The 24,582-nt window shown below is 73.2% G+C and carries 27 protein-coding genes; 19 read left to right on the forward strand and 8 right to left on the reverse strand.

Features of this window, described 5'->3' with window-relative positions; all coding sequences use genetic code 11:
• Positions 1-38: 38 nt before the first annotated feature.
• The 3 genes from ACIBF8_RS20430 to ACIBF8_RS20440 all read left to right on the forward strand — a co-directional run bounded on the left by ACIBF8_RS20430 (position 39) and on the right by ACIBF8_RS20440 (position 2,807).
• Positions 39-662 carry an ATP-binding cassette domain-containing protein gene (locus ACIBF8_RS20430; RefSeq protein ID WP_396784802.1) on the forward strand — a complete coding sequence of 208 codons (624 nt, stop codon included), beginning with the start codon at positions 39-41 and terminating at the stop codon, positions 660-662.
• On the forward strand, positions 659-2,080 hold the full coding sequence (locus ACIBF8_RS20435; RefSeq protein ID WP_396784803.1) for a DUF6297 family protein: 1,422 nt from the start codon (positions 659-661) through the stop codon (positions 2,078-2,080). The genes ACIBF8_RS20430 and ACIBF8_RS20435 overlap by 4 nt, the downstream gene beginning before the upstream one ends.
• A gap of 148 nt (positions 2,081-2,228) precedes the next feature.
• The gene (locus tag ACIBF8_RS20440) at positions 2,229-2,807 is read left to right on the forward strand and encodes a dihydrofolate reductase family protein (protein ID WP_396784804.1); all 579 of its coding nucleotides are present in this window, start codon (positions 2,229-2,231) and stop codon (positions 2,805-2,807) included.
• Here ACIBF8_RS20440 and ACIBF8_RS20445 read toward each other — a convergent pair.
• Both ACIBF8_RS20445 and ACIBF8_RS20450 read right to left on the reverse strand, forming a co-directional pair.
• Entirely contained in the window at positions 2,789-3,499 is a 711-nt protein-coding gene (locus tag ACIBF8_RS20445) for a helix-turn-helix domain-containing protein (RefSeq protein ID WP_396784805.1), read from the reverse strand. The two genes, ACIBF8_RS20440 and ACIBF8_RS20445, sit on opposite strands and share 19 nt — an antisense overlap.
• Positions 3,500-3,540: 41 nt before the next feature.
• Entirely contained in the window at positions 3,541-5,013 is a 1,473-nt protein-coding gene (locus ACIBF8_RS20450; protein WP_396784807.1) for a PLP-dependent aminotransferase family protein, read from the reverse strand.
• A 62-nt stretch (positions 5,014-5,075) separates the two neighbouring features.
• Here ACIBF8_RS20450 and ACIBF8_RS20455 point away from each other — a divergent pair, with 62 nt between their 5' ends.
• Both ACIBF8_RS20455 and ACIBF8_RS20460 read left to right on the forward strand, forming a co-directional pair.
• Complete coding sequence (locus ACIBF8_RS20455) at positions 5,076-5,687, forward strand: LysE family translocator (RefSeq protein WP_396784808.1); 612 nt, start codon at positions 5,076-5,078, stop codon at positions 5,685-5,687.
• 7 nt (positions 5,688-5,694) lie between these two features.
• The gene (locus ACIBF8_RS20460) at positions 5,695-6,444 is read left to right on the forward strand and encodes a B3/4 domain-containing protein (protein WP_396784809.1); all 750 of its coding nucleotides are present in this window, start codon (positions 5,695-5,697) and stop codon (positions 6,442-6,444) included.
• Here ACIBF8_RS20460 and ACIBF8_RS20465 read toward each other — a convergent pair.
• Positions 6,411-6,608 carry a hypothetical protein gene (locus ACIBF8_RS20465; protein WP_396784810.1) on the reverse strand — a complete coding sequence of 66 codons (198 nt, stop codon included), beginning with the start codon at positions 6,606-6,608 and terminating at the stop codon, positions 6,411-6,413. The two genes, ACIBF8_RS20460 and ACIBF8_RS20465, sit on opposite strands and share 34 nt — an antisense overlap.
• Positions 6,609-6,683: 75 nt before the next feature.
• Here ACIBF8_RS20465 and ACIBF8_RS20470 point away from each other — a divergent pair, with 75 nt between their 5' ends.
• The 4 genes from ACIBF8_RS20470 to ACIBF8_RS20485 all read left to right on the forward strand — a co-directional run bounded on the left by ACIBF8_RS20470 (position 6,684) and on the right by ACIBF8_RS20485 (position 10,046).
• Entirely contained in the window at positions 6,684-7,490 is an 807-nt protein-coding gene (locus ACIBF8_RS20470; RefSeq protein ID WP_396784812.1) for an SDR family oxidoreductase, read from the forward strand.
• Between the two features lie 199 nt (positions 7,491-7,689).
• Positions 7,690-8,787, forward strand: coding sequence for a DUF5919 domain-containing protein (locus ACIBF8_RS20475; RefSeq protein WP_396784814.1), 1,098 nt, complete (start codon positions 7,690-7,692; stop codon positions 8,785-8,787).
• Positions 8,788-8,849: 62 nt separating this feature from the next.
• On the forward strand, positions 8,850-9,737 hold the full coding sequence (locus ACIBF8_RS20480; RefSeq protein WP_396784816.1) for a pentapeptide repeat-containing protein: 888 nt from the start codon (positions 8,850-8,852) through the stop codon (positions 9,735-9,737).
• Positions 9,738-9,809: 72 nt separating this feature from the next.
• The gene (locus tag ACIBF8_RS20485; protein ID WP_238648548.1) at positions 9,810-10,046 is read left to right on the forward strand and encodes a preprotein translocase YidC; all 237 of its coding nucleotides are present in this window, start codon (positions 9,810-9,812) and stop codon (positions 10,044-10,046) included.
• A 7-nt stretch (positions 10,047-10,053) separates the two neighbouring features.
• Here the strand turns inward: ACIBF8_RS20485 and rnhA are convergent, their stop codons facing one another.
• Complete coding sequence (rnhA, locus tag ACIBF8_RS20490; protein WP_396784817.1) at positions 10,054-10,527, reverse strand: ribonuclease HI; 474 nt, start codon at positions 10,525-10,527, stop codon at positions 10,054-10,056.
• 251 nt (positions 10,528-10,778) lie between these two features.
• Positions 10,779-12,044, reverse strand: a complete 1,266-nt coding sequence (locus ACIBF8_RS20495; RefSeq protein ID WP_396784819.1) for a lycopene cyclase family protein — start codon at positions 12,042-12,044, stop codon at positions 10,779-10,781.
• 297 nt (positions 12,045-12,341) lie between these two features.
• Between ACIBF8_RS20495 and ACIBF8_RS20500 the strand changes: the two genes are divergently transcribed.
• From ACIBF8_RS20500 to ACIBF8_RS20525, 6 genes are all read left to right on the forward strand, one after another.
• A complete protein-coding gene (locus ACIBF8_RS20500; RefSeq protein ID WP_396784821.1) occupies positions 12,342-12,827 on the forward strand; it encodes a hypothetical protein in 486 nt (161 codons plus the stop codon).
• A 113-nt stretch (positions 12,828-12,940) separates the two neighbouring features.
• Positions 12,941-13,525, forward strand: coding sequence for a class F sortase (locus ACIBF8_RS20505; protein WP_396784823.1), 585 nt, complete (start codon positions 12,941-12,943; stop codon positions 13,523-13,525).
• Between the two features lie 131 nt (positions 13,526-13,656).
• On the forward strand, positions 13,657-14,757 hold the full coding sequence (locus ACIBF8_RS20510; protein WP_396784824.1) for a magnesium and cobalt transport protein CorA: 1,101 nt from the start codon (positions 13,657-13,659) through the stop codon (positions 14,755-14,757).
• 320 nt (positions 14,758-15,077) lie between these two features.
• Positions 15,078-15,494: a YchJ family protein gene (locus ACIBF8_RS20515; RefSeq protein ID WP_396784825.1), complete on the forward strand. Its 417-nt coding sequence runs from the start codon at positions 15,078-15,080 to the stop codon at positions 15,492-15,494.
• A gap of 201 nt (positions 15,495-15,695) precedes the next feature.
• Entirely contained in the window at positions 15,696-16,439 is a 744-nt protein-coding gene (locus ACIBF8_RS20520; RefSeq protein WP_396784826.1) for a hypothetical protein, read from the forward strand.
• A 2-nt stretch (positions 16,440-16,441) separates the two neighbouring features.
• Positions 16,442-16,822, forward strand: coding sequence for a VOC family protein (locus ACIBF8_RS20525; protein WP_396784924.1), 381 nt, complete (start codon positions 16,442-16,444; stop codon positions 16,820-16,822).
• A 47-nt stretch (positions 16,823-16,869) separates the two neighbouring features.
• On the opposite strand, the gene ACIBF8_RS20530 is transcribed toward ACIBF8_RS20525, so the two are convergent.
• Positions 16,870-18,141, reverse strand: a complete 1,272-nt coding sequence (locus ACIBF8_RS20530; protein WP_396784828.1) for an MFS transporter — start codon at positions 18,139-18,141, stop codon at positions 16,870-16,872.
• A gap of 208 nt (positions 18,142-18,349) precedes the next feature.
• Positions 18,350-19,276: a hypothetical protein gene (locus ACIBF8_RS20535; RefSeq protein WP_396784829.1), complete on the reverse strand. Its 927-nt coding sequence runs from the start codon at positions 19,274-19,276 to the stop codon at positions 18,350-18,352.
• Between the two features lie 215 nt (positions 19,277-19,491).
• Here ACIBF8_RS20535 and ACIBF8_RS20540 point away from each other — a divergent pair, with 215 nt between their 5' ends.
• The 3 genes from ACIBF8_RS20540 (at position 19,492) to ACIBF8_RS20550 (ending at position 23,062) form a co-directional block, all read left to right on the forward strand.
• Complete coding sequence (locus tag ACIBF8_RS20540; protein ID WP_396784831.1) at positions 19,492-20,601, forward strand: peptidoglycan-binding protein; 1,110 nt, start codon at positions 19,492-19,494, stop codon at positions 20,599-20,601.
• Between the two features lie 88 nt (positions 20,602-20,689).
• The gene (locus tag ACIBF8_RS20545) at positions 20,690-22,264 is read left to right on the forward strand and encodes a glutamate synthase-related protein (RefSeq protein ID WP_396784833.1); all 1,575 of its coding nucleotides are present in this window, start codon (positions 20,690-20,692) and stop codon (positions 22,262-22,264) included.
• Positions 22,265-22,540: 276 nt separating this feature from the next.
• On the forward strand, positions 22,541-23,062 hold the full coding sequence (locus tag ACIBF8_RS20550; protein ID WP_396784835.1) for a GNAT family N-acetyltransferase: 522 nt from the start codon (positions 22,541-22,543) through the stop codon (positions 23,060-23,062).
• A gap of 14 nt (positions 23,063-23,076) precedes the next feature.
• On the opposite strand, the gene ACIBF8_RS20555 is transcribed toward ACIBF8_RS20550, so the two are convergent.
• Complete coding sequence (locus tag ACIBF8_RS20555; protein WP_396784837.1) at positions 23,077-24,042, reverse strand: helix-turn-helix transcriptional regulator; 966 nt, start codon at positions 24,040-24,042, stop codon at positions 23,077-23,079.
• Positions 24,043-24,103: 61 nt separating this feature from the next.
• Here ACIBF8_RS20555 and ACIBF8_RS20560 point away from each other — a divergent pair, with 61 nt between their 5' ends.
• Positions 24,104-24,574, forward strand: a complete 471-nt coding sequence (locus tag ACIBF8_RS20560; RefSeq protein ID WP_396784838.1) for a VOC family protein — start codon at positions 24,104-24,106, stop codon at positions 24,572-24,574.
• Positions 24,575-24,582 lie beyond the last annotated feature (8 nt).

The following is a 24,582-nucleotide window of genomic DNA, read 5'->3' on the forward strand; positions in this document are numbered from 1 at the left end:
CGCTCGGGTTGGTCGGTGGCAGGGCTCTGGGAGACTCTGTGATCGTGGACGCGCTCTCGGTTCGAGGACTCAGCCGTAACTTCGGCAACCTGGTCGTGCTCGACGATGTGAGCTTCACGCTCCCGGCGGGCCGGATCGCGGTGGTGCTGGGCCCCAACGGCAGCGGCAAGACCACCCTGCTGCGCTGTGTCGTCGGCGCCGACCGGCCGGACGCGGGCGAGGTGCTGGTGCAGGGGCGCCGGGCCGACGAGACCGATCCTCAGGTGCGGGCGCTGGTGGCGGCCGCCCTGGACGACATCGACTTCTTCCCCGACCTGTCCGTGGTCGAGCACCTACAGCTGGTCGCGTACGCCCACGGGGGTGACGCCGAGCCGGTCGATGAGGTCCTCGCCGAGCTGGGTCTGGAGCCGGCCCGCGACCAGCTGCCGGTGACGCTGTCCAGCGGGCAGCGCCGCCGGCTGGCGCTGGCGTCGTGTTTCGTCCGGCCCCGCCGGGTGTTGATCCTGGACGAGCCCGAGCAGCGGCTGGACGTGCGCGGGCGACAGTGGCTCGCCGACCGACTGCTCCGGGAACGGGCGGCGGGCACGGCCGTGCTGCTGGCCTCGCACGACCCGGAGCTGATCGACACGGTGGTCGACGAGCGCATCGAGATCGGCAAGTGACCGCCGCGCCGGCCACGATCGCCGACACGCCCGCCGGGGTACCCACCGCCCGGCAGGTACGGACACACCTGCGCCGGGCCCGCAGCCGGCACCACGACCATTCGCTCGGCGACGTGCTCGGTGACGCGTACGTCATGGTCCTGTTCGTGGGCATGTACGGCTGGTTCGCGATCAGCGCCAGCCGCGACCTGCTGGATTCCCCGACGGTCGGGCGGGCCGAGCCGGGGGTGCGGTGGTGGCTGGCGGTCGCCGCGCTGCTGGCCGGCGCCGGGCTCGCCTGGCGTGGCCTCCGCGCGCTCGGCCCGCTGTTGGTCACCCCGGCCACGCAGAGCTGGGCGACCAGCGCGCCGGTCGACCGGCGGGCGTGGCTGGCGCCGCGTTTCGTCCTGTTGCTGGTGGGCGCGGCGGCCGGCACCGCGGCGCTCGGGGTGGCCGTGGCGGCGCTCGGTGGGGTCAGCGACCCGGCCGCCCTGGGCTGGGCGGCGGCGGCCGGCGCGGGGTGGGGTGCCGCCGCGCTGGCGCTCAGCGTCGTCGCCCAGAGCAGCCGGTCGAATCGACGCTGGCCGGCCCTGGTCGGGGCGGTGCCGATGGCGGCGGCGGCGGTGATCACCGCCCTGGTGGTGCTGGTCGGCCGCCTCGGCGACGGGCTGCCCCGGCCGACGACGACGCCGACCATCGCGTTGTTCGCCGCCGCGGTGCCCCTCGTGGGCGTGGGCACGATCCTCGCGGTACGCGCGCTGCCCCGGGTCGACCGGGCCACCCTGACCACCGGCGCGCAGTTCGCCAACGCCGCCGCCACGGCCACGATCCTGCTGGATCCGAGCCTGCTCGCCGGTCTGGTGGAGAGCCGCCGCTGGCGTCGGATCGGCCGCGTTCGCAGCCGGCGGTTCTGGCCCGGCCCCGGCTGGTGGGCGCTGTTGCAGGCCGACGTACGCCGGTTGCACCGCCACCCGAGCGCCGTGCTGATCTGGGCGGCCCTGATCGGGGTGCAGTACGCGGCCGCGCTCGCCCTGCCCGGGTTGGCCGGGGCCGCGCAGGTGGTGTTCGCGTACCTCGCCGCCGACCGGCTGACCGGCGGTCTGCGGGCGGTCAACCGGTCACCCGGTCTGCGCCGGGCGCTCGGCGGCAGCGACAACCTGCTGCGTGGCATCCACGTGGTGGTGCCGGCCGTCGGCGCGGGCCTGTGGTGGTTGCTGACCCTGCCGACCGTCGACCCGGGCCCGGCCTGGCTGGCGCCGACGCTGGCGCTCGGGGTGGTCGCCGCCGCGTTCCGGGCCGGCACCCGCCCGCCGATCGACTACGGCGGCGCGACGGTCAACACGCCGTTCGGGATGATCCCGGTCGACCTGCTGCGTCAGGGGTCACGGGGGCCGGCGTTGCTCGCCGTGCTGGTCCTGGTCCAGCTGTTCCTGGGCTGAGCGGCCCATCCGGTCGGCCGGGGCCCCGATCACCGGGGCCGCCAGGCCCGGCAGCTGTTTGGACACGCTGTCGTTTCCGTCCAAGACAGCGCCGCGACCGGGCTCTAGCGTGGACGCAGCAGCCCGCCCGAGGATGAGGAGACACACAATGCGCGACCTGGTCTACACCGGTTTCATGTCGCTCGACGGCGTCGTGGACTCGCCCGGCGGCGGGCCCGGTGAGGAGCACCGCAGCGGCGGTTGGGTGTTCAAGGACCTCGAGTTCGTCCCAGAGGCCTGGTCGCTGAAGGGCGAGGAGCTCACCGACACGACGGCGCTGATGTTCGGCCGTCGCAGCTACGAGGCGTTCGCGCCGGTCTGGCCCGGTTCGGAGGACCACGCCAGCTACAAGGAGCTGCCCAAGTACGTGGTGTCGAGCACGCTCTCCGACGACGCGCTCGTCGACGGGTGGGGGCCGACGACGATTCTGCGCTCCACCGGGGACGTCGCCGCGCTCAAGCAGGGCGAGGGCGGCGCGATCTTCATCCACGGGAGCGCGGAGCTGGCCCGGCGGCTGTCCGATGAGGGGCTGATCGACCAGTACAACCTGCTCGTCTTCCCCGTGCTGCTCGGTGCCGGGAAGAGCCTGTTCGGCCGGGCCGACCGAGACAAGCACATGCTGACGCTGCGGGAGTCGGAGAGTTACTCGAACGGGATCCTCAAGTTGATCTACGACGTCAAGCGCTGATCCAGGTCGAGGGCGATCGCGCCGACGGTGCCCTCGCGCAGTTGCCGGACGGTGCGTCCGACGTAGGAGCGCAGTGCCCGGGCCAGGTGCGGTTCGTCGAAGTAGTCGAGCTTGGCGACCACGTCGGCGGCCGGGTCGCCGGTAGCTAGCAGCTCCGCCGCCGTACGGGCCCGCTCGATCTGCCGGACCGCGCCGCGCGTCAGTCCCGTCGCGGCGCGGAACCGGCGTTCGACCGTGCGCTCCGAGACGGCCGGGCGGTGACCCCGCAGCAGCTCGGCAACGAGCGGGTCACGGACCACGGTTCCGGCCCGGACGAGGCTGTCGACCAAGGCCTCGGCGTCGTCGGGGCCGGGCGTCTCCCAGCGCGCGCCGTCCAGCCGGAACGTCCGGCGCGTGGTGTCGGGAAGCTCGATGCCGCCGTCGACCAGCGCCGTCGTGGGCACGGCCCGCAACGAGGTGCCCACGGCGAACTCGATGCCGGTGAAGGTCGCGCCCTCCGGCACCGGCGCCGTGCCGGTCCGGGTCTCGGGACCGGTGATGCTCGCGTACGACCGGCCGGCCTGCTCCCAGAACACCAGGCCCCACCGCACCCCCGCGACGGACGTCATCGCGGTGACCTGCTCGCTCGTGCAGGTCCACACCGTGTCGACCCACGGCGAGTCGGACCCACGCGTCTCGAACCGCAGTCCCACGGGCGAAGGATACGCCGCCGGGCACAATGGACCGGCGGCTCCTAGCCGGAGCCGAGCGCGGCGGCGATCGCGGCGACGCCGTCCTCGATCTCGGTGGCCGTACGGGCGGCGTAGCCGAGCACGAGGCCCGGCCGGTATGGCCGCTGGCAGTGCCAGGACAGCGGTTGCACCTTCACCCCGCGCGCCAGCGTCGCCGCCGCCAGCTCGGTGTCGACCACCGCGTCGTCCAGCGTGATCATCAGGTGCAGGCCGGCGGCGGCGCCGTGCACCGTCGCCGATGGCAGCTCGCGGGCCAGCGCGGCGATCATCGCGTCCCGCCGTCGGATGTGTCGACGGCGTAGCAGCCGTAGGTGCCGCTCGAAGGCGCCGGAGGTCATCAGCTCCGCCAGCACCAGTTGGGGTAGCACGGCGTTGCCCAGGTCGGCGTTGCGCTTGGCGGCCACCACCGCCTCGCGCAGTCGCGGCGGCACGAGCAGCCAACCGACCCGCAGGGCGGGGGCGAGCAGTTTGGAGACGCTGCCGGCGTAGCAGACCTGCGCGGGCAGCAGGCCGCGCAGCGCCGGCACCGGAGGACGGTCGTAGCGGTGCTCGGCGTCGTAGTCGTCCTCGATGATCAGGCCACCGGCCCGCGCCCAGGCGACGAGGTGGCGGCGGCGGTCGCCGTCGAGCACCACGCCGGTCGGGAACTGGTGCGCGGGGGTCAGCATCACGGCCGGTGCGCCGCTGGCCGCCAACTCGTCGACCCGCAGCCCGGCGTCGTCGACCGTGATCGGCGGGGTGTCCATCCGCCAGTTGTTCAGGTGCTGCCGCACGCCGAGCGACCCCGGGTCCTCGACCGCGATCCGGTCGACGCCGGCCGCGGTGAGTGCCTGGGCGAGCAGCCCGAGCGCCTGGGAGACGCCGGCCACGATGATCACCTCGGCGGGGTCGACGCTGATGCCGCGGTTGCGGGCCAACCAGGCGGCGACGGCCTGGCGCAGCGCGGGCGTGCCACAGGGGTCGCCGTAGCCGAGGTCGGCGGCGGCGAGGCGACGCAACACGGTCCGTTCGGCGCGCAGCCAGTCCGCGCGGGGAAAGGCGGCCAGGTCGGGTACGCCGGGCGTCAGGTCGATGGCCGCGTGCGCGGCGCGTACCGCGTCGAAGATGTCGGTGCCCGGTGCCGGCGGGAAGGTCGCGACCGGTGCCGGCGCGCCGGCCGGGGCGGGGGTGGGCGCGGCCGGCGCGGCGACCACCACCGTGCCGGCCCGGCCCCGACCGGCGACGTGCCCCTCCTCGGTCAGGCGCTGGTACGCCTCGGTGACCACGCCCCGGGAGACCCCGAGGTCGGCGGCGAGCACCCGGGTGGGAGGCAGCCGGTCACCGACCGGCACCCGACCCTCGGCGATGGCCTGCCGCAGCCGGTCGGTCAGCCAGTCGGCGCGCCCGCCCGGGGCTGCGTCGGTGATGGTCAGGTGCAGGAAGTCGGACCCGGCCGATATGGACCTCTCGGACGCCGTCGGTTTGGCTCTGCCCATCGGACCATTGTGGCAGCAGAGTGAGCAGGAGCCAGACCTGCGAACTCCACCGGAGGACGATCGTGACCATCCCGTTCCTGATCACCACCCTGATCGTGGTGGTCACCCCCGGCACCGGGGTGATCTTCACGCTCTCCGCCGGCCTGTCGCGCGGCGCTCGGGCCGGGGTGCTCGCCGCGTTCGCCTGCACGCTGGGAACGCTGCCGCACCTGCTGGCCGCGATGACCGGGCTGGCCGCGCTGATGCAGACCAGCGCCACGGCGTTCGAGACCGTCCGCTACCTCGGCGTCGGCTACCTGCTCTACCTGGCCTGGTCCATCGCGCGGGATCGCGACGCCTTCGCGGTGACGACCGACGCCCCACCCCGCCCGGCGATCCGGGTGATCGTCTCCGGGGTGCTGGTCAACCTGCTCAACCCGAAGCCGACGATGTTCTTCGTCGCGTTCCTGCCGCAGTTCGTGGACACCACGGCACCGGGCTCGACCCGGGCGATGCTCGGCTGCGGCGCGGTGTTCATGCTGCTCACCTTCGTGGTGTTCAGCGGCTACGGCATCTTCGCGGCCCGGGTGCGCGACCGGGTGCTGACCCGACCCCGGGTCACCGACTGGCTGCGCCGATCCGCCGCCGGCACGTTCGTCGCGCTCGGCCTGACCCTCGCCCTCACCGAACGATAGGAACACCGTGCGGTTTCACCATTCGCCACAGCTTCGCGACGCGTACCCCGATCTGGTCGCCGGGGTGGTACTGGCCTCCGGAATCACCGCCACCGCCGACGTGGCGGAACGCACGGCGGGCTATCTCACCGAGGCCCGACGGCGGCTGACCGCCGACGGGACCGAGAGCGGGTTTCCGGAGATCCAGGCGTGGCGGCGGGCGTACGCGGCCATGGGGCTGCGGCCCACCAAGTACCGGTGCGCCGCCGAGGCACTGCTGCGTCGGCTGCGCCTGGACGGCGAACTGCCCCGCGTACACCCGCTGGTCGACCTCTGCAATGCCATCTCGGCCGCGTACGCCATCCCGGTCGCCGCGCTCGACCTGGACCGGGTCGACGGCGACCTGGTGGTCCGGCCGGCACACGGCGACGAGGCGTACCTCAGCTTCGCTGGCGACACCGAGCATCCCGACGCGGGCGAGGTGACCTTCGTCGACTCCACCGGGCGGGCGCACGCCCGGCGGTGGACGAACCGGCAAAGCGGCTGGTCCGCCGTCCGGGCCGGCACCTCGTCGGTGTTGATCGTCGCCGAGGCGCTGCACCCGGATGCCGAGCCGACCGTGACCCGGCTGGTCGCCACCCTGGTGACCGAACTGACCGACGGGTGGTCCGCCCCGACGACCGCCGCGGTGCTCACCGCCGCCGCGCCCGAGTTCCGGACCCCGACGGCCGGTGGCGACAGCGGTCAGGCCGTGTCGCCGGGAACGAGGTGGCGGTAGCCAGGGATCGTCTCGGCGAACCAGCCGGCGACGCTGGCCAGCCCGCGGTCGTTGAGCTGCGCGTCGTGGATCGGGTACGCCGCCGCCGGCAACGGGACAAGGTCCGGCAGCCGGGCGCCCTCCGGGGCGTACACCGGGACGCCGAGACCGGCCAGCCACAGCACGTCCGGTACGCCGTCAGCACACCAGTCGTGGTCCCCGTGGCGATTGGGCCGGCCCTGCCGGGGTAGTGCGGCAGCATGCCGCAGCGCTACGAGAACTACCCACGGATCGCCGTCGTCACCGGAGCGGACTCCGGCATCGGCAAGGCCTGCGCGGTGGCCCTGGCCGCGGCCGGCTTCGAGATCGGCATCACCTGGTACGGCGATCCCGACGGCGCCGAACGCACGGCCACCGAGGTCCGCGCGACCCGACGGCGCTGCGAGGTCGCCGAGGTGGACCTGACCCGACTGCCGGGCGCGGCGGCGGTGGTGGACGAGTTGGCTGACCGGCTCGGCGGCATCGGGGTGTTGGTCAACAATGCCGGCACCGGCGCCTCGACGCCGTTCGTCGAGACCGGGTGGGAGCAGTGGCGCGACGTGCTCGCCGCCGACCTGGACGCGCCCTTTCTGTGTGCCCAGCGGGCCGCGCGACGGATGCGGGCCACCGGCGCCGGCGGGCGGATCATCAACATCACCAGCGTGCACGAGCACGCGCCCCGGGTGGGCTCCGCCGCGTACTGTGCCGCGAAGGGCGGGCTCGGCCTGCTGACCCGGGTGATGGCCCAGGAGTTGGCCGCCGACGGGATCACCGTCAACGCCGTCGCCCCGGGCGAGATCGCCACACCGATGACCGGTCAGGAGGACGTCGACCCGTTCACCCAGGAACGGCCCGGGGTGCCGCTGGGTCGGCCCGGCGACGCCCGGGAGGTGGCCGCCGTGGTCGCACTGCTCGCCTCCCCGGCCGCCAGCTACGTCACCGGCGCGTCCTGGCCGGTCGACGGGGGCATGCTGCTGATGGGCCCCCAGGCCGCAGCGTTGACCAACGACGACTGGCGATCGGTCTGACCGCCACCCTCGCCCATCCCGCGCACCCTCCGCAGTCGCCCGACTCCGTTACCGTCACCCTATGGGCGGTGGAGACGGTGCGAGCGGCGAACTGGCGCGTCCCGAACGGGACAGCGCCCAGAAAAGCGGGCACGTATCCTCCGAATTTCGGTGATCACGAGGCGGCGACGGAGCCGGCCCGACGGCGGAAGGGGACCGGATGCCCGAGTGGGCTGGCCGGGGCGGCCGGCAACGACGCGCCTTCGTTGTCGGTGGAGCACTGCTCGCGACCGCCGTGGTCATGCTGCTGGCCGCCTGGCGCAGCACCGGCTTCCTCAGCGACCTGCTGCTCAACCTCGGGGCCAGCGTGGTCCTCGCGGCCATCTCGTACGTCATCTTCGACCCGATGTTCGAGGAGGCCCGCAAGGCGCGGGTGCAGGAGCACCTGAGCTTCGACCAGCAGGCGTTCGTGGCGCGGCTGCACCGCTCCGGACGCCGGGTGCGCATCCTCGACACCTGGACGATCCTGCTCGAGCAACGGCACCGCGAGGAGACCCTGAGCGCGGTGCGCGCGGCGCTCGCCAACGGCGCCCAGGTGCAGTTGCTCCTGCTCGACCCGGACTGCACCGCCGCCCAGCAGCGCTCCGAGGAGTTGGAACGGCAACGGGTCGACGTCCCACGACAGATCCGCACCAACCTGCGTCACCTGGCCGCGTTCGCTGACGCCCTCGACGCACGGCTGCGGCACCGCCTCCAGGTCCGGCTCTACGACGCGTCCCCGTCGATCCAGCTCTACCAGTGGGACGGGCGGGCGCTGATCTCGTTCTTCCCGATCGGCAAGTTGTCGTTCAACGTGCCGCAGCTCGAGGTGGACATGGACAGCCCGTGGGGCGGGTTCGTGCACGCCCGGTTCGAGGAGCTGTGGGAGCATGAGCAGGCCACCCTCGACCTGGAGCGGTACTGGTCGGTCATGGTCACGCTGCGCCACGACGAGTCGGACGTGGTCGAGGTGCGCGTGCCGTACGTGACGGTGGACGGGCAGCACTACGTCGACTGCCGCGGGTTCCGGGTGACCGGGCCGCTGACGGTGCGAGCCGTGCTGCCGCCCCGCGCACCCGGGGCCGCCCCCGGGGTGTTCGCGCTGGCCGAGCCCGTCGAGGGCGATCGCACCCCGACCGCAGTGGTGAAACGGCACTTCGACCAGAAGTACGGGCCGGGCGACGGCGAGCGGAACATCCGCCGACTGGTGCCGCCACCAGGCGATGCCCGTACCCCGGCACCCCGCCCCGCGGCGGCCGGCGACACGCACGCACGGTGACCCCGACCGGCGCGGCGCAGGAACAATGGTGGTCCACCCTGATCGCCAGGAGGACCGTCGGCGTGTCATCCAGCACCGCACCACCGTCCGGGGCGGCGCAGCTGCGCGCCGACTGCGGACGCTGCTTCGGGCTGTGTTGCGTGGTGCCCGCCTTCGCCGCGTCGGCGGACTTCGCCATCGACAAGCCGGCCGGCTCGCCCTGCCCCAACCTGCGCCCCGACCACCGCTGCGGCATCCACACCGAGCTGCGGCAACGCGGCTTCCCCGGCTGTACGGTGTTCGACTGCTTCGGCGCCGGGCAGCAGGTCGCCCAGGTGACCTTCGGCGGGCGGGACTGGCGGGACGCGCCGGAGACGCTACCGGCGATGGCGGAGGCGTTCGCGGTGCTGCGACCGCTGCACGAACTGCTCTGGTACCTCACCGAGGCGGTGGCGCTACGCCCGCCGGCCGACCTGCGTACCGAACTGGAACGCGCCCGCGCCGAGACGGTGACGCTCACCGAGGGTGACCCGGGGCAGCTTCGCGCGGTCGACGTCGCCGCCCACCGGGACCGGGTCAACCCCCTGCTGTCCCGAGCCAGTGACGCCGCCCGCGCCCCCGGCGGCGCCGACCGTCGGGGCGCGAACCTGCTCGGGGTGGACCTGCGCCGCGTCGACCTGCGTCGGGCCAACCTACGCGGGGCGCTGCTCATCGGCGCCGACCTACGCGGAGCGGACCTGAGCCGGGCCGACGTCACCGGGGCCGACCTGCGCGGGGCCGACCTGCGGGGCGCGGACCTGCGGAGCACTCTCTTCCTGCACCAGACCCAGGTGGACGCCGCCCGGGGGGACACGCGCACCGGGTTGCCGCCGACGCTGACCCGGCCGGCGCACTGGACGGCGCTGCCGCTCACCCCGGCCCGCCAGCCGGCCCGCTCCTCCGCCCCCGCCCGCCGGGGCCGCCGCCGCTGACCGTGAGGTTTCGGTCGGGACGACGCCGGGTAGCCAGCGCCGACGCGGACCGGCATCGACGGGGGGCACGGCGTGGGCTACCGAAAGCGCGACGGTGAGCTGCCAGGCGACCCGCAGCACAGCGAGGACGAGGCCGGCCAGGTGCCACTGGTGCAGGTCGAGGCGGACACCGAGGTCCCGGCACCGGCGGACACCGACGTACGCCCGGACATCGTGACCGAGCCCGACAACTCGGGTGTGGCCGGTGGGTCGTCCGGCAGCAGCGGCGGTGGCTCCAGCATGCCGGGGCACCCCGACGCGACCCGCTGACCCAGACTCAGCGGCTGGTCAGCGCCGACCGCGCCTCGGTCATACCCTTGTTGGCGAGCCCGTCGGCCCGCTCGTTCTCCGGGTGCCCGTTGTGCCCCTTGACCCACAGCCAGGTGACCTCGTGCCGTTCGCAGGCCGCCTCCAGCCGCTGCCACAGGTCGGCGTTCTTCACCGGCTGCTTCGCGGCGGTCAGCCAACCGTTGCGCTTCCACGACGCCAGCCAACTGGTGATGCCGTTGCGCACGTACGTGCTGTCGGTGTGCAGCTCGACGGTGACCGGCCGGTTCAGGCTCTCCAACGCCTGGATGGCCGCCATCAGCTCCATCCGGTTGTTGGTGGTGGGCGTGGCCTCACCGCCGCACAACTCACGCTCGTGATCGCCGTAGCGCAACAGCGCACCCCAACCACCCGGCCCGGGGTTGCCACTGCACGCCCCGTCGGTCCAGATCTGCACGCCCCTGCCGGCCGCCGCGTCCACCATGTCCGGCAACCTACCGGTCGGTGACGTCGTACTCCCCGGTCGGGGGGTTGGCGCGCCGGGCGGTCGCCGTGCCAGATCGCCGTGACGTCGCACCCCGGTCAAGGGTTGGCGTGCCGCGCCGTCAGCCCCCAGATCGCCGGACGTCGCGCCCCGGTCAAGGGTTGGCGTGCCGCGCCGTCAGCCCCCAGACCGCCGGACGTCGCGCCCCGCTCCCGGGGCAGGTCGACAGGCGGCGCAGGCGACGACGCCGGTCAGGTGCGGCTCGACGCTCCACCGTCGGGGTCCGAGCCCCGCACGCCGCCCACCACGGCGGGTGGGATCGCCGGCGCGGGGCGGGTGGGGCGCAGCCGGTCGCGGACGCGGTGCGCGGCGTCACCGGCGGTCGCGGCGATCATCGGCAGCAGCCGGGTCGAATTCATGATCGCCACCTCCTCGGCCGGGGTGGTGCCACCGTCGAGGAAACGCAGCACCCGCTCGGCCGGGTTGCGGTCGAAGAGCCGGTCGAAGAAGGCGGGACCGCCCACCCCACCCCGGTCCAACGCCCGCAGCGCGACCGCGTCCATCCAACGGTGCCGGCGCGGGTACGCCGGCGCGGGCACCGGCGCTCGGCCCGCGGCGAGGGCGCGGGCGATCTGGTCGGCCTGGCGGTACATGGCGGAAAAGGTGAATCCGGTGGTGGGGCGGGTCGCGCCACCGGCCGTACCGAGCCGGACCACGCGGGGGGTGGGCCGGGCCGGGAACGGCGCGTCGGTCATCGGGATCACCCCGTTCTCCACCTCGCGCACCCGCAGCCCGGCCGGATCCAGCCCGAGCAGATCCCGGTAGCCGGCGAGCGCCGCGTCGTACCCGGCGTCGGTGAGCAGGTCCGGCGAGAACTCGGTGTACTCGACCAGGGCGTAGCGGTCGCTGACCGGCAGCACGTACCCGAAGGAGACGCCCCGGGGCGGTTGCGGGGTGCGGAAGTCCATCAGCACCGCACGCGCCGGGTCGAACACCGGCCGGTCGGCCTCCAGCCACCAGCCGCGGAAGTGCTGCAACCAGGTGGTTCGCCCGGCTCGCGCCGGCGGGCGGGGGCGGGAGTCGAGCACCCAGCCGGCCCGTACGGTGCGCCCGTCGCCGGTACGCACCAGCACCCGGGTGCCGTCGTCACGCACCGAGTCGGCCGGCGCGACGATCCGGGTGGCGTCGAGCCGGCGCTCGGCCTCGGCAGCCCGGTCGTAGACCGGGCCGGAGCGGAGCATGGCGTACCGCAGGGGGGTGAGGTCCAGGACGCGGCGTCGCGCCGCCGTCGCCACCTCGACGTGCTGCCAGCTCGCGCTGAGCAGCGGATCCAGCTCGGTGTCCGGGTGGCCCCAGAACGCCCAGGTGCGGTCCTGACCGCGTCGGCGCACCGGGTCGACGACGGCGATCCGCAGATCCCGGACGTCGTGCCGGTCCAGCGCGGCGAGCAGCAACGACGCCGCGCCACCGCCACCGAGCAGCGCGAGGTCGACGTCGAGCGGCGCGGCATCGGTCACCCGCACCACGCTGCCACACCGTCGCGCCCGGTCGCGCGCCGCCCGACGCGCGGGCGGCGGTTGACAGTCACGGCGTATTCGCGCCGTCGCCGGCAATACCTCGCCATCGACCCAGCGACGACAGCCCGCAGCTCTTCCCGCCTTCGGGTGGACACGTGACGGCAACGAGGATTTCTCATTTTCACCTGATCGAGGACCCAACCCACCTAGTGTTGGGCACACCGGTGCTAGTCACGGAGTTGGCCACCCGAACGACGTCCCACGCAGTCAGCGGACGAAAAGTGAGGGAAGACGCGTATGAAGGTCTCAACAGCACTCTGCTCGGCGGCGCTCGGCGTGGGCCTCGGCACGCTCCTGCCGCCAGGCGCCGCACTGGCCGACACCACGGTGTCACCGGCCACCACCCCGGTCGGTGGAACCGTCGTGCTCACCGCGACGACCTGCAACCCGAAGTCGGGTGACGCCATCTTCCGGGTCACCGGCCCCAACCGCGACCAGAACGTCCGATCCACCACGGCCGCCGCCGGCGGCGGACTCAGCGCCGAACTCTTCACCGCCGGGTTCACCCTGGGTACGTACACGGTGGCGGCGACCTGCGGCGACGGCAGCTCGGCCGGCAGCGCCACGTTCACCGTCACCCCGATCGGCGGCGCGCCGGCCGGCTCCGGCGGCGACAACCGCGACACCGGCGCTCTCGCCGCCGGCGGCACGCTGCTCGGCACCGCCCTCGCCGGCGCGGTGATCCTGATCCGCCGGCGACGTCCGGTGTCCACTGTCGCCTGATCGGCGGCCGTTCCATCCCTGAGACGGGTGCCCGCTCCGGTGACACCGGTGCGGGCACCCCGACGATCCCGTACGGAGGTACACAGGTGTGGTGGCGGCGGACCCTACCGGCCGTGGTCACCCTGCTCGGCGTGACCGGGCTGGGGTTGATCACCGTCGGCCTCACCGCCGACCCGGCGCGGCCACCACGACCGCCGGCCCACGCGCCGACCCGCACCCACCCCGCACCGGACCTGGCGCCGCTGCCACACGCCGCGCCGGTCCGGGTGCAGATCCCCGCCATCGAGGTACGCGCCGACATCGTCCCCGTGGGCGCGGACGCCGCCGGGGTGCTCGAGGTGCCGCCACTGGACCGACCCACCCTCGCCGGCTGGTACCGGCACGGGGTCAGCCCCGGCGAGACCGGCAACGCCGTCCTGGTAGGGCACGTCGACTCGCCGTCCGGCCCGGCGGTCTTCTTCGACCTCGGTCGACTCCGCGCCGGCCAGCAGGTGCAGGTCACCCGCGCCGACGCCCGGGTCGTCACGTTCACCGTGGACGACGTCCGCGCGTACCCCAAGGAGCACTTTCCCAGCTCGCTGGTCTACGGCCCGGGGGACGCCGCCGGGCTGCGCCTGATCACCTGCGGCGGCCGGTTCGACGCCGCGACCGGCAACTACGTCGACAACGTCGTGGTCTTCGCCACCCGCACCGCCTGAGCCGGGCCGCCAGCCCGAGCCGCCGCCCCGCCTGAGTCACCGCCCCGCTGTCGGGAGCCGGACCCGGCTCGGCAGAATGCGGTGGCACCATCCCTGATCGAGGTGGTGCGGCGGCGACGGGGAGGCACGCGGTGGATCAGCGACCGGTACGGGACCGAGCCGGTCGAGGCGTACGCGCCCTGGCCCGTCGACTGCTCGGCCGCGTCGAGGGCGACTCCCCCACCCCCCGCCGGTCCAATCCGGACGCCGTGGTCGACTGCGCCGTCTACGTCAACGGCCGCCGGGAGCCCGGTCAACAGCACTACGCCGACGCGTACGCGCGGGCGCAACGCGGACGTGCTGCCTTCGTGTGGCTGGGGCTGCACGATCCGGGCCCGGCCGTGCTCGCCGCGGTCGGCCAGACCTTCGGCCTCGACGAGCTGACCGTCGAACAGGCACTCGCCGACGGACACCGGCCCACCGTGCAACGGCACGGGCCGGTCACGCTGTTGGTGCTGCGCACCGCCGGATACGTGGAGCACGACGAGCTGACCGACACCTCCGAGGTCATCGACACCGGGGACGTCATGGTGCTGCTCGGCGACCGCTTCGCCATCACCGTGCGGCACGGCGCCGCCGGGGCGCTGCGCAGCGTCCGCGCCGACATCGAGCGCCGCCCCGCGCTGCTGGCCGCCGGCCCATGGGCGGTGGCGTACGCGGTCTGCGCCCGCATGGTCGACTCCTACCTGGAGGTGGCCGGGCACGTGGAACGGGACCTGGAACGGGTCGAGGAGGCGGTCTTCGCCCGCGACCGCGCCGTCGACATCCAGCACATCTACCAGCTCAAACGGGAGGTGGTGGAGTTCAAGCGCGCGGTCCTGCCGTTGCAGGCGCCGATGCGTACGCTGCTCGAGCCCGACGGCCCGCCCCGCGCCCTGCACCGCTGGTTCGTCGACGTGGACGGCCGGCTGAGCCGGGCGGTGGATCGGGTGGCCGCGTACGACGACCTGCTCACCTCGATCGTCCAGTCGCGACTGGCACAGCTCGCCGTGGAGCAGAACAACGACATGCGCAAGATCGCCGCCTGGGCGGCCATCGCGGCCACCCAGACCGGCATCGCCGGCATCTACGGCATGAACTTCGACCACATGCCCGAGCTGGCCTGGCGCTACGGCTACGCCGGCGCGGTGGCCCTGATGGCGGCAGCGGCCCTCTTCCTGTACCGCCTGTTCCGCCGCTCCGGCTGGCTCTGATCCCCCCCACCCCGCACCCGCCCAGCCCCACCCCGCACCGCCCCAGCCCCGCACCTCCCAGCCCCACCCCGCACCGCCCCAGCCCCGCACCTCCCCAGCCCCGCACCGCCCCAGCCCCGTCGATCTTGCACTTTGTGTTGTTGATATACGCCTTTCATCACTTATGCCGCGACAGAAAGTGCAAGATCGCGGGGACGCGGGGACGCGGGGACGCGGGGACGCGGGGACGCGGGGACGCGGGGACGCGGGGACGCGGGGACGCGGGGACGCGGGGACGCGGGGACGCGGGACGCGGGGACGGGGTGGGGGAGGATGGTGGCGTGGGTAAGGGTGCGGGGCATCGACGGGCGAACGCGACGACGGGACAGGTGTGTCCGTGCGGCTCCGGCCGGGCGTACGCGGACTGTTGCGCCCCGGTGCACGGCGGCGACGCACCGGCGACGGCCGAGGCGTTGATGCGCTCCCGGTTCAGCGCCTTCGCCCTCGGCGACACCGGTTATCTGCTGCGCAGTTGGCACTCGTCCACCCGGCCCACGTCCCTGCGGCTCGACCCGGGCCAGCGGTGGATCCGACTGGAGATCGTCGAAACCGAGCGAGGCGGCCTGCTCGACACCGCCGGCACGGTGACGTTCCACGCCCACTACCGGGACGCGGGCCGCCCCGGCACGATGACCGAACACAGCCGGTTCGTGCGCGAGGACGGCCGATGGGTCTACCTCGACGGTGACCAGCCCTGACGGCTGCGCCGACGGCCAGTCGAGGCGTAGGATGAGGTCGGCGTAGTCCTGCGCCGCACCTCCCTCCCGGCGCTCACGCCGCCGGCAACGCGGAGGCAAAGGGGGCCTGGAGCCCTCGGGACGTGGTGCCACATGCCCCACTCCGGCGGGGTCGGCGGGAGCGTGAGTCCCGGTGACCGTGCCGTTGACCGGGAGCATGTGATGACCAACCAGAGATCGTTCAAGGCCCGGGTCCGAACCCGGATGGAGAAGACCGGCGAGAGCTACACCACCGCCCGCCGGCACCTGATCAACCGGGCCGCCGAACCGGCTCAGGAGTCCACCGCCGCGTCCCCGCCGGCGCAGACCGAACCCACCGCCGCGGCCCCTCCCACGGCCGCGACAGCCCAGACCGAGCGGATCGCCGACGAGCTGATCCGCGACCGGACCGGCCGCGGCTGGGCCGAGTGGTTCGCCCTGCTCGACGCCGCGAGCGCCGCCGAGCGGACGCACACCCAGATCGCCCGCCACCTGGTCACCGAGCACGAGGTGCCGGGCTGGTGGGCGCAAACGATCACCGTCGGGTACGAGCAGGCACGCGGCCTGCGCGCGCCGGGTCAGCGGCGCGGCGGCGGCTTCGAGGCCAGCGCGAGCCGAACGGTGACCGTGCCGGCGCGGCGGCTGTTCGAGGCGTTCGCCGACGAGGCCACACGCACCCGCTGGTTGCCCGACGTCGAGGTACGTGTCCGCACCGCCACCGCGCCGCGCAGCTTCCGGGCGGACTGGGCCGGTGGCCCCACCCGGATTGTCGTCGGCATCGACGCTGTCGGCGAGTCGAAGGCCCGGGTCAGCGTCGTGCACGAGAAGCTGGCCGGGGCCGAGCAGGCCGCGGAGTTGAAGGCGTACTGGCGGGACCGGCTCGCCGCGCTGAAGGCGCTGCTCGAAACGGACGGAGACCTCCGGTGACCATGACCTTCATCAATCTGCCGGTGCGCGACCTGGCCACCGCCGTCGAGTTCTACCGGGCGATCGGCTTCACCAGCGACCAGGCCGAGCCGGAGGGCGACAGCATGGTGCTCACCATCTCCGACAGCACCCGGCTGGTGCTGCACCTCCGCTCGGGGTTCGAGAGGTACACCGGGGTCGCCGCCACGGACACGGCGACCAGCCGGGAGGTCGTCGTCGGGTTGTCGGCGCAGAGCCGGGGGCAGGTCGACGAACTGGTCGACCAGGCGGCGGTCGCCGGTGGCGAGTCGCTCGGCCCGGGGATGGCCAACGGTCCGATGTACATGCGCGGCTTCCGGGACCTCGACGGCCACCAGTGGTCGTTCCTGCACCTGGCCCGCTGACTGACCGGGCGGCCCGGCGGCCGGAGGAGGCTGCCGCCGGGCCGCGGTCAGTCCGGGCCCCGGTCAGCCCGGCCAGGCGTCACCGTCGCGGCGACGCCGGTGGGCACGGCCGTCCGGCGGCGGCGGGTCAGCAGCACCAGCGCCACCACGACGTACGCCCCGGCGGTCAGCGCGAACGCGACCGCGTTGCCGGCCGCCGTGGCGAGCAGGCCATAGCCGGCGTACGTCACGATGATCAGCACGTCGGTGGCCATCCCGGCCAGGGATGTGACGGTGGCGCGGCTGGTTCCGGTGATCCGGGCCTGCAGCCGCGCGTCGGCCAGCACGGTGGCCAACTGCGCTGCGCCGAAGGCCACCGCGAGCAACACGAACCCCGCCGGGTGCCGGAGCAGGGCACCCCCGGCCAGCCCGACGCCGACCAGGCCCAGCAGTGCCGCGTAGCCTCGGCCGCCCAGCCGCTCCCCCGCCGGCGCCAACAGCCCGCCGACGGTCACCCCGGCCCAGAGCAACAGGAGCAGCAGGGGTACGACCTGCGCCCCGGCGCCGGTGTCCAGGGCCAGCAGCGGGGTGTACTCGTCTAGGGCACCCCAGTCGGCAGCCACCACGGCGACCAGCAGAACGGCGGCCCGTACCGGCGGACGCGTACGGACCTGCGCGACTCCGGCCCGCAGCGTGTCCCACCACCCCAGGTCACCGTCGTCGTCCGGGGCCGGATCACGCTCGCCGTCCGCTGGCCGGTGCTCCGGGAACCGGGTGGCGACGATGGTGGCGAGCAGGCAGGCGAGCACGCTGGCCCCGCCGACCGCCGGGTACCCACCGACGGCGAGCATCGGGCCGGCGAGCACTCCGGAGGCCACCACGCCCAGCACGCCCGCCGTCCGCGCCCGCCCGAGCACCCGGGCGTACCGGCCGACCGCGCCGAGGCGGTCCAGCTCGGTCCAGACCAACGCCTCCAGCGCACCGGAGACCAGTGCACCACCGGCGCCCCAGAGCAGGAAACCGACCGCGAACGCCGGGTACGAGGGCAGCAGCACCCAGAGCGCGAAACCAGTGGCGGCCACCAGCGGGGCGAGGCACAGCAACAGCCGGCGGGACAGCACGTCGGCCCAGGCGCCGGAGGGCACCTCGAACAGGATGCCGGCGGCCGACCAGACGACGAAGAGCGACGCGATCTGCCCCACCGACAGCCCGGTGTCGGCGAAGAACACCACGTACAGCGGGTAGAGCAGGACGAGGTCACTGAGGAACGCGTACCCGTAGAGGGTCGCCGTCAGCCGGCGGAGCGCCGGGTCGGGCACGCGCGAGGCGATGGAGATCATGGGGCCTTCCCGTGGGAGTGGAGACGGACACCGGACGTGCGGTGCCCGTGGTGGCCCACGGGATCGGCCTAGGCGGCTGGATCAATGTCGCCAGGTCATGTCCGCGATGCTAGACAAGCCGCCAGGCCGAGGCCAGCGCTTTCGGCGTGCCGGACAACGCGAGGCGGGGCGGGATCAGCGCGATCCCGCCCCGCCGTACCGCCAAATGTCAGCGCCGGTCGAGCGGCGGAATGACCGTGGTGGTCTCACTGTCGTCGCTGGTGCGCTGCCCGGGCACCGCGCGGTCGGTGCCGCCGCTGACCACCTGGGTCGCGTCGGGGTCGACGCCGCCCACCACCTGGGTGGCGTCCGCGTCGACTGGCCGGGTCACCACCTGGGTGGCTTCCGGGTCGCCGGTGGTGGTCGACGCGCGGGCCAGTTCGGCCTCGGCGTCGCGGCGACCCGCCCGGTACGCCTGGGCGTGCTCGGCGATCAGCTGCGACTCCTGCTCGGCGCGGGTCAGCCACGACTCCCACCGGCTCTGCATCGGACGGATCAGACCACCGCCGACACCGACGACGAGGATGCCGCCGATCGTGGCCAGCACGGCGATCAGCACGGGAGTGGTGACCGCGGTGGCCACGCCGATCTGGTTCAGCGCGGCGATGACACCGAGGCCGAGGATGAACACCGAGGCGATGGTGGCCAGCACCCGCCCGTACGACAGGCCGCCGAGCGCGCCGCTGATGATGTCCTTGACCGCGTTGGCGATGGCGGCGGCGACCACGACGATGACGATCGCGACGAAGGCTCGGGGCAGCCACGAGATCACCGCACCGAGCAGGTCGGAGATCGGGTTCGGCCCCCAGATGCCGAAGGCGAGTTGCAGGGTGAACAGCAGCACCGCGTAGTAGACGAGCTTCGCGACGATGTCGCTGGCGTCGTACCGGGAGCGGCTCAACGCGCGGCGGATGCCGCCGCGCTCGACGGCGCGGTCGAAGCCCACCCGTTCGAGGACCTTTTCCACGATCTTCAGTACGGCCTTGGCGATCAGCCATCCTGCCACCAGGATCGCCAGGAAGGCGACGGCCTTGGGCAGGAAGAGCATCACCGAGCGGAGAGCGTCACCCACCGCGTCGCTGACGTTGTCACTCATCTGGTCATTCCTTAAGGGGCAGCCGGAACGGTCAGCCCCGACCTACCCCCGACCCGACGCGCGGAAACGCAATGTGATCACCCGGCCCGCCAACCCTCTAGCGCGCGGACGAGTCTTGGCAATATTCTCCGGAGTGCGTGCGGCCACTGGAGCTACTTTTCATCCCCCCGCCGTCGGCCGCAGGAGGAGATGCAATGCACGTCGACCATTCCGAAGTGGATCGCCGGACGCTGCTGCGGGCCGGTCTGGGCGCCGCCACGGTCGCCGTCGTCGGGAGCGAACTCGCCTTCCCGGGCGCGGCGCAGGCCGCCCCGGGCACCGACCTGGACTGGATCATCAGCTGTGACGAGTGGGCCGCCCGCCCGCCGAAGGACCCGCTGTCGGTGAGCGCCATCGCCACCAACAAGATCATCGTGCACCACATGGCGTTTCCGAACGTCACCGACTACTCCCGTGAGCAGGCGGTCAAGCTGGCCCACGACTGCCAGGACCTGCACATGGACGGCAACGGCTGGTCGGACACCGGCCAGCACTTCACGGTGAGCCGTGGCGGCTACGTGTTGGAGGGCCGTCGGGGCAGTCTGGAGCGCCTCGAGGCCGGCGACCGGCAGATGATCTCGGCGCACTGCCCGGGTGAGAACGGCCGGGCCATCGGCATCGAGAACGAGGGCACCTACGTCACCGAGACGCCGCCGAAGGCCTTGACCGACTCGCTGGTCAAGCTCTGCGTCGCGATCTGCCGGCAGTACGGACTGCACGCGCACGACATCTTCGGCCACTGGGACTTCCGCACCACCGAGTGCCCAGGCGCCGCCTTCTACCGGCAGTTCCCGGAGCTGCGGCGGCGGGTGTACGCGGCTCTCGGCACCAAGCTCGGCGACGTGCCGGCGCGCCGCTGGCCGGACCTGTGGCGCTTCGTCAACTCCCCCTCGGTCCGGGTGGTGCAGCACCTGCTCGCCTACCGGGGTTACCCGGTGACCGTCAGCGGCACGTTCGACGCCGCGACCGTCGCGGCCGTGCAGGACTGGCAGGCCCGCAACGGCATCGCGGTGGACGTGGACGCCACGCTCACCCCGCCGACCTGGGAAACGCTGGCGCCGGAGTTGGACCAGCACGCGGCCGGAGCGCCGGTCACGGCCGTGCAGGAAATCCTGGCCACCAAGGGGTACGCGGTCACCGTCACCGGGGCGTACGACCACGCCACCCGCGCGGCGGTGCAGGACCTTCAGGCGCTGCACGGGCTGCCCCGCAACGGGAAGTTGAGCACCAGCACGTGGTGCACGATCGTCGGCGGGTCGGTCCGCGAGTCGTTCCGGCACCGCTGAGCCCGCGGCGGCGGTGCGGGTGCCTCCCGCACCGCCGCCAACCAGCTCACCGGTTTGATCCACTGCCAGGGCGGAAAGAGTCCCGGGCATGACCTGGGCCCGTCGAGCCGTACCCGCCGTAGCCGCCGCCGTCGCGGCGCTCGCCGCGCGGGATCTGATCCAGCGTGACCACGCGCTGTTGCGCAACTTCCCGGTGCTCGGCCGCGCCCGGTACCTGCTGGAGGCGATCGGGCCGGAGCTTCGGCAGTACATCGTCGCCGGCAACAACGAGGAGCGGCCGTTCACCCGCGACCAGCGCCGCTGGGTGTACGCGTCGGCGAAGCAGGAGAACAACTACTTCGGTTTCGGCACCGACAACGACATCGAGTACACCCCCGGGTACCCGATCATCAAGCACCGCACGTTCGGCCGGGCCGTGCCGCCGTCGTCGCCGACCGCCGGGCACGACGTGCGGTTGCCCTGCGCGAAGGTGCTCGGCGCGGCCCGGAGGCGGGCCCGGGCGTTCCGGCCGGAGTCGGTGGTCAACATCTCTGGGATGAGCTTCGGCTCGCTCTCCGGCAACGCGATCACCGCGCTCAACAAGGGGGCGGCGCTCGCCGGTTGCTTGCAGAACACCGGCGAGGGCGGCCTGTCGCCGTACCACCGCAACGGCGGTGAGCTGGTCTTCCAACTCGGCACGGCGTACTTCGGCTGCCGCGACGAGCACGGCCGGTTCAGCCTGGATCGGCTCAAGGAGCTGGTCACCGGCGCGCCGGTGCGGGCGCTGGAGATCAAGCTGAGCCAGGGCGCCAAGCCGAGCCTCGGTGGGCTGCTGCCCGGGGCGAAGGTGTCCGCCGAGATCGCCGCCACCCGCGGTATCCCGGCCGGCCAGGACTGCGTCAGCCCGTCCCGGCACGCCGAGTTCTCCGACTGCGACAGTCTGCTCGACTGGGTGGAGTTGCTGGCCGCCGAGACGGGCCTGCCGGTCGGCATCAAGTCGGCGGTCGGTGACCTGGGCTTCTGGCAGGAGCTGGCCACCTTGATGCGCGACACCGGCCGGGGTGTGGACTTCGTGACGATCGACGGCGGCGAGGGCGGCACCGGCGCCGCGCCACTGATCTTCACCGACTCCGTGTCGCTCCCGTTCCAACAGGGCTTCTCCCGGGTGTACAAAATCTTCGCCGAGCACGACCTGCACGAGCAGGTGGTCTTCGTCGGCGGCGGCAAGCTCGGCCTACCGGACAACGCCATCGTGGCGTTCGCGCTCGGCTGCGACCTGGTCAACGTCGGTCGGGAGGCGATGCTGTCGATCGGCTGCATCCAGGCGCAGAAGTGCCACACCGACACCTGCCCCACCGGCGTCGCCACCCAGAACACCTGGCTCGGCCGGGGCCTGGACCCGACGTTGAAGTCGGTCCGGGCGGCCAACTACCTGCGCACACTGCGCCGGGACCTGACCAAGGTCGCCGAGGCCTGCGGCGTCGAACACCCCGGCCTGATCGGCACCGACGCCGTGGAGATCCTGGACGGCCGCACCGGCTCCACCCCACTGCACCAGGTGTACGGCTACCGGCCGGAATGGGGGCTGCCCTCGCCCGCCGATCAGGCGGAGATCATCCGGCTGATGGTCCCGGAGGCGCCCCAGGGCGGCAGCGCACCACCCTCAGCCACCGCCGTCGGCTGAGGCCACCGCCGCCCAGCGGATCGCGGATCGCGGATCGCGGATCGCTTGATGACTGTGCGGCATCTTGATGACTCACAGGCATCAACCACTTTTCTGCCATGTCCGCGACGTGCGGCCCGGCGACCACGACCCACGGGCACGACGACCGCCAGGGACGACCCACCGCCGTCACACGTCGGCCCGACGGCCAGGCCGGCGCCGGCGCGACCGCGGGCACATCGGCGCCTGGGATAAAACGCGTGGAGCAGTGCGACTCACCGCGTCTATGGTGGCGCGGTGCTGATCAGACGCGAGACACCCGCCGACGTCGACGCCATCCGGGCGGTGCACTCCGCCGCCTTCGCCAAAACCGACGACGATGGCGTACCGGTCGAGGCGACGCTGGTCGACGCGCTGCGTGCCGACGAGGGTTGGCTGCCCGCGTACTCCCTGGTGGCGACCGATTCGGACGGCCAGGTGGTCGGTCACGTGGTGGCCACCCGCGGCCTGGTGGGCGGTGCGCCGGTGGCGTTGGGCCTGGGGCCGCTGGGCGTGCTGCCCGGGTGGCAGCGGCGCGGGGTCGGCAGCGCGTTGATGCACGCGGTGCTCGGCGCGGCCGACGCGCGGGACGAGCCGCTGGTGGTGCTGCTCGGGCACCCCGACTACTACCCGCGCTTCGGGTTCCGGCCCGCCGTCGAGCTGGGCGTCACCCCGCCGCAGCCGTGGGGGCCGCAGTACTTCATGGCTCGACCGCTGCACGCCTGGAACGAGTCGATCCGGGGCGAGTTCCGCTACGCCACCCCGTTCGACGACCTGTGACGACGACCCATGATCTAGTTCGGCGCCGCACCCGCCATCGCCGCGAGGCGACGGGCCAAGAGGGCGGCAGCCTCGCGTAGCTCTGGGGGCTCCAGCACGTCGACCTCGTAGCTCAGGCGGGCGAGGTGCGCGGCGAGCCAGTCCAGGCTGTCGCCGCCGAGGACCAGCACGGACCACCCGTCGCAGTCGTCCTCGACCCGCCCCACCTGGGGCGGAACCACCTCGCGTACCTGGTCGGCCGGGGCGTGCACCCGCACCCGGGCGAGGTACCGGTACGGCGCCCCGGTCACCGCCCGCTGCACGAAGGCGACCGGATCCGGGTGCTCACGTGCCCGGAAACGCCAGGTGGTCGCCGTCGCCGCCCGCATCCGGTCCAGCCGGAACGTACGCCAGTCGGCGCGGTCGACGTCCCAGGCCATCAGATACCAGCGGCGGCCGGTCGTGACCATCCGAATCGGCTCGACCGTCCGTTCCTGCTCGCCAGCGTCCCGACCTGGGTAGCGGAATCGAACGCGCACCGCGTCCCGACAGGCCCGCGCCAGTGTCACCAGCAGCTCCGCGTCGATCTCGGCGACCGGCCGGATGAGGGTGTCGGTGGCGCCGTGCACCGCCCGCACCTCGGCGCGGAGCCGCGACGGCATCACCTGGTCGAGCTTCGCGAGTGCCCGCAGCGCGGCCTCGCTCGCCCCGGCGACCGTGCCTCCGGCGGCGAGCCGCAGCGACACCGCCGTGGCGATCGCCTCTTCGTCGTCGAGGAGCAACGGCGGCAGTCGGGTGCCCGCGCCGAGTCGGTAGCCGCCGCCGACGCCCGGCGCCGCGTGCACGGGGTAGCCGAGTGTTCGCAGACGCTGCACGTCACGGCGTACGCAACGGTCGGTGACGTCCAGCTCGGCGGCGAGCTCGGTGGCCGTCCAGGACAGTCGTCGTTGCAGCAGCGTCAGCAGCCGCAGCACCCGCTCGGTCGTCGCCTCGACGGTCACTCGTCGATCGTTGCACGGATAGCGGAACAGCACTGTCCGCTATTCGGGAGAGGCTGGGATCATGACCGACCACATCAGGAAACAGCGATCCTCCGTGATCCGCGACGTCCAGATCACGTTCGACTGCGCCGACCCGGCCGCGTTGGCCACGTTCTGGGCCGAGGCGCTCGGCTACCAGGTGCAGGCCCCGCCCGGAGACTTCGAGTCCTGGGACCAGGCGCTGGAGGCGATGGGTGTGCCGCCGGAGAACCGCAACGACGCGTCGGCGGTGGTCGACCCCGAGGGCTCCCGACCACGGCTGTTCTTCCAGCGGGTGCCGGAGCACAAGCAGGTGAAGAACCGCGTCCACCTCGACGTACGCGCCGCCCCTGGGCTGGCGGGTGACGAACGGATGGCGGCCCTGGAGGTGGAGGCCGAACGGCTCGTCTCGCATGGCGCCAAGCGGCTCAGTCGGCGCGAGCCCACTCCCCCGCTGGGCGCCGGTCACCTCATCATGGCCGACCCCGAAGGCAATGAGTTCTGCCTCGACTGATCGGGGCG

Origin of the sequence: Micromonospora sp. NPDC050276, from assembly GCF_044459545.1 — a bacterium.
In the GTDB taxonomy this organism is placed as follows: domain Bacteria; phylum Actinomycetota; class Actinomycetes; order Mycobacteriales; family Micromonosporaceae; genus Micromonospora.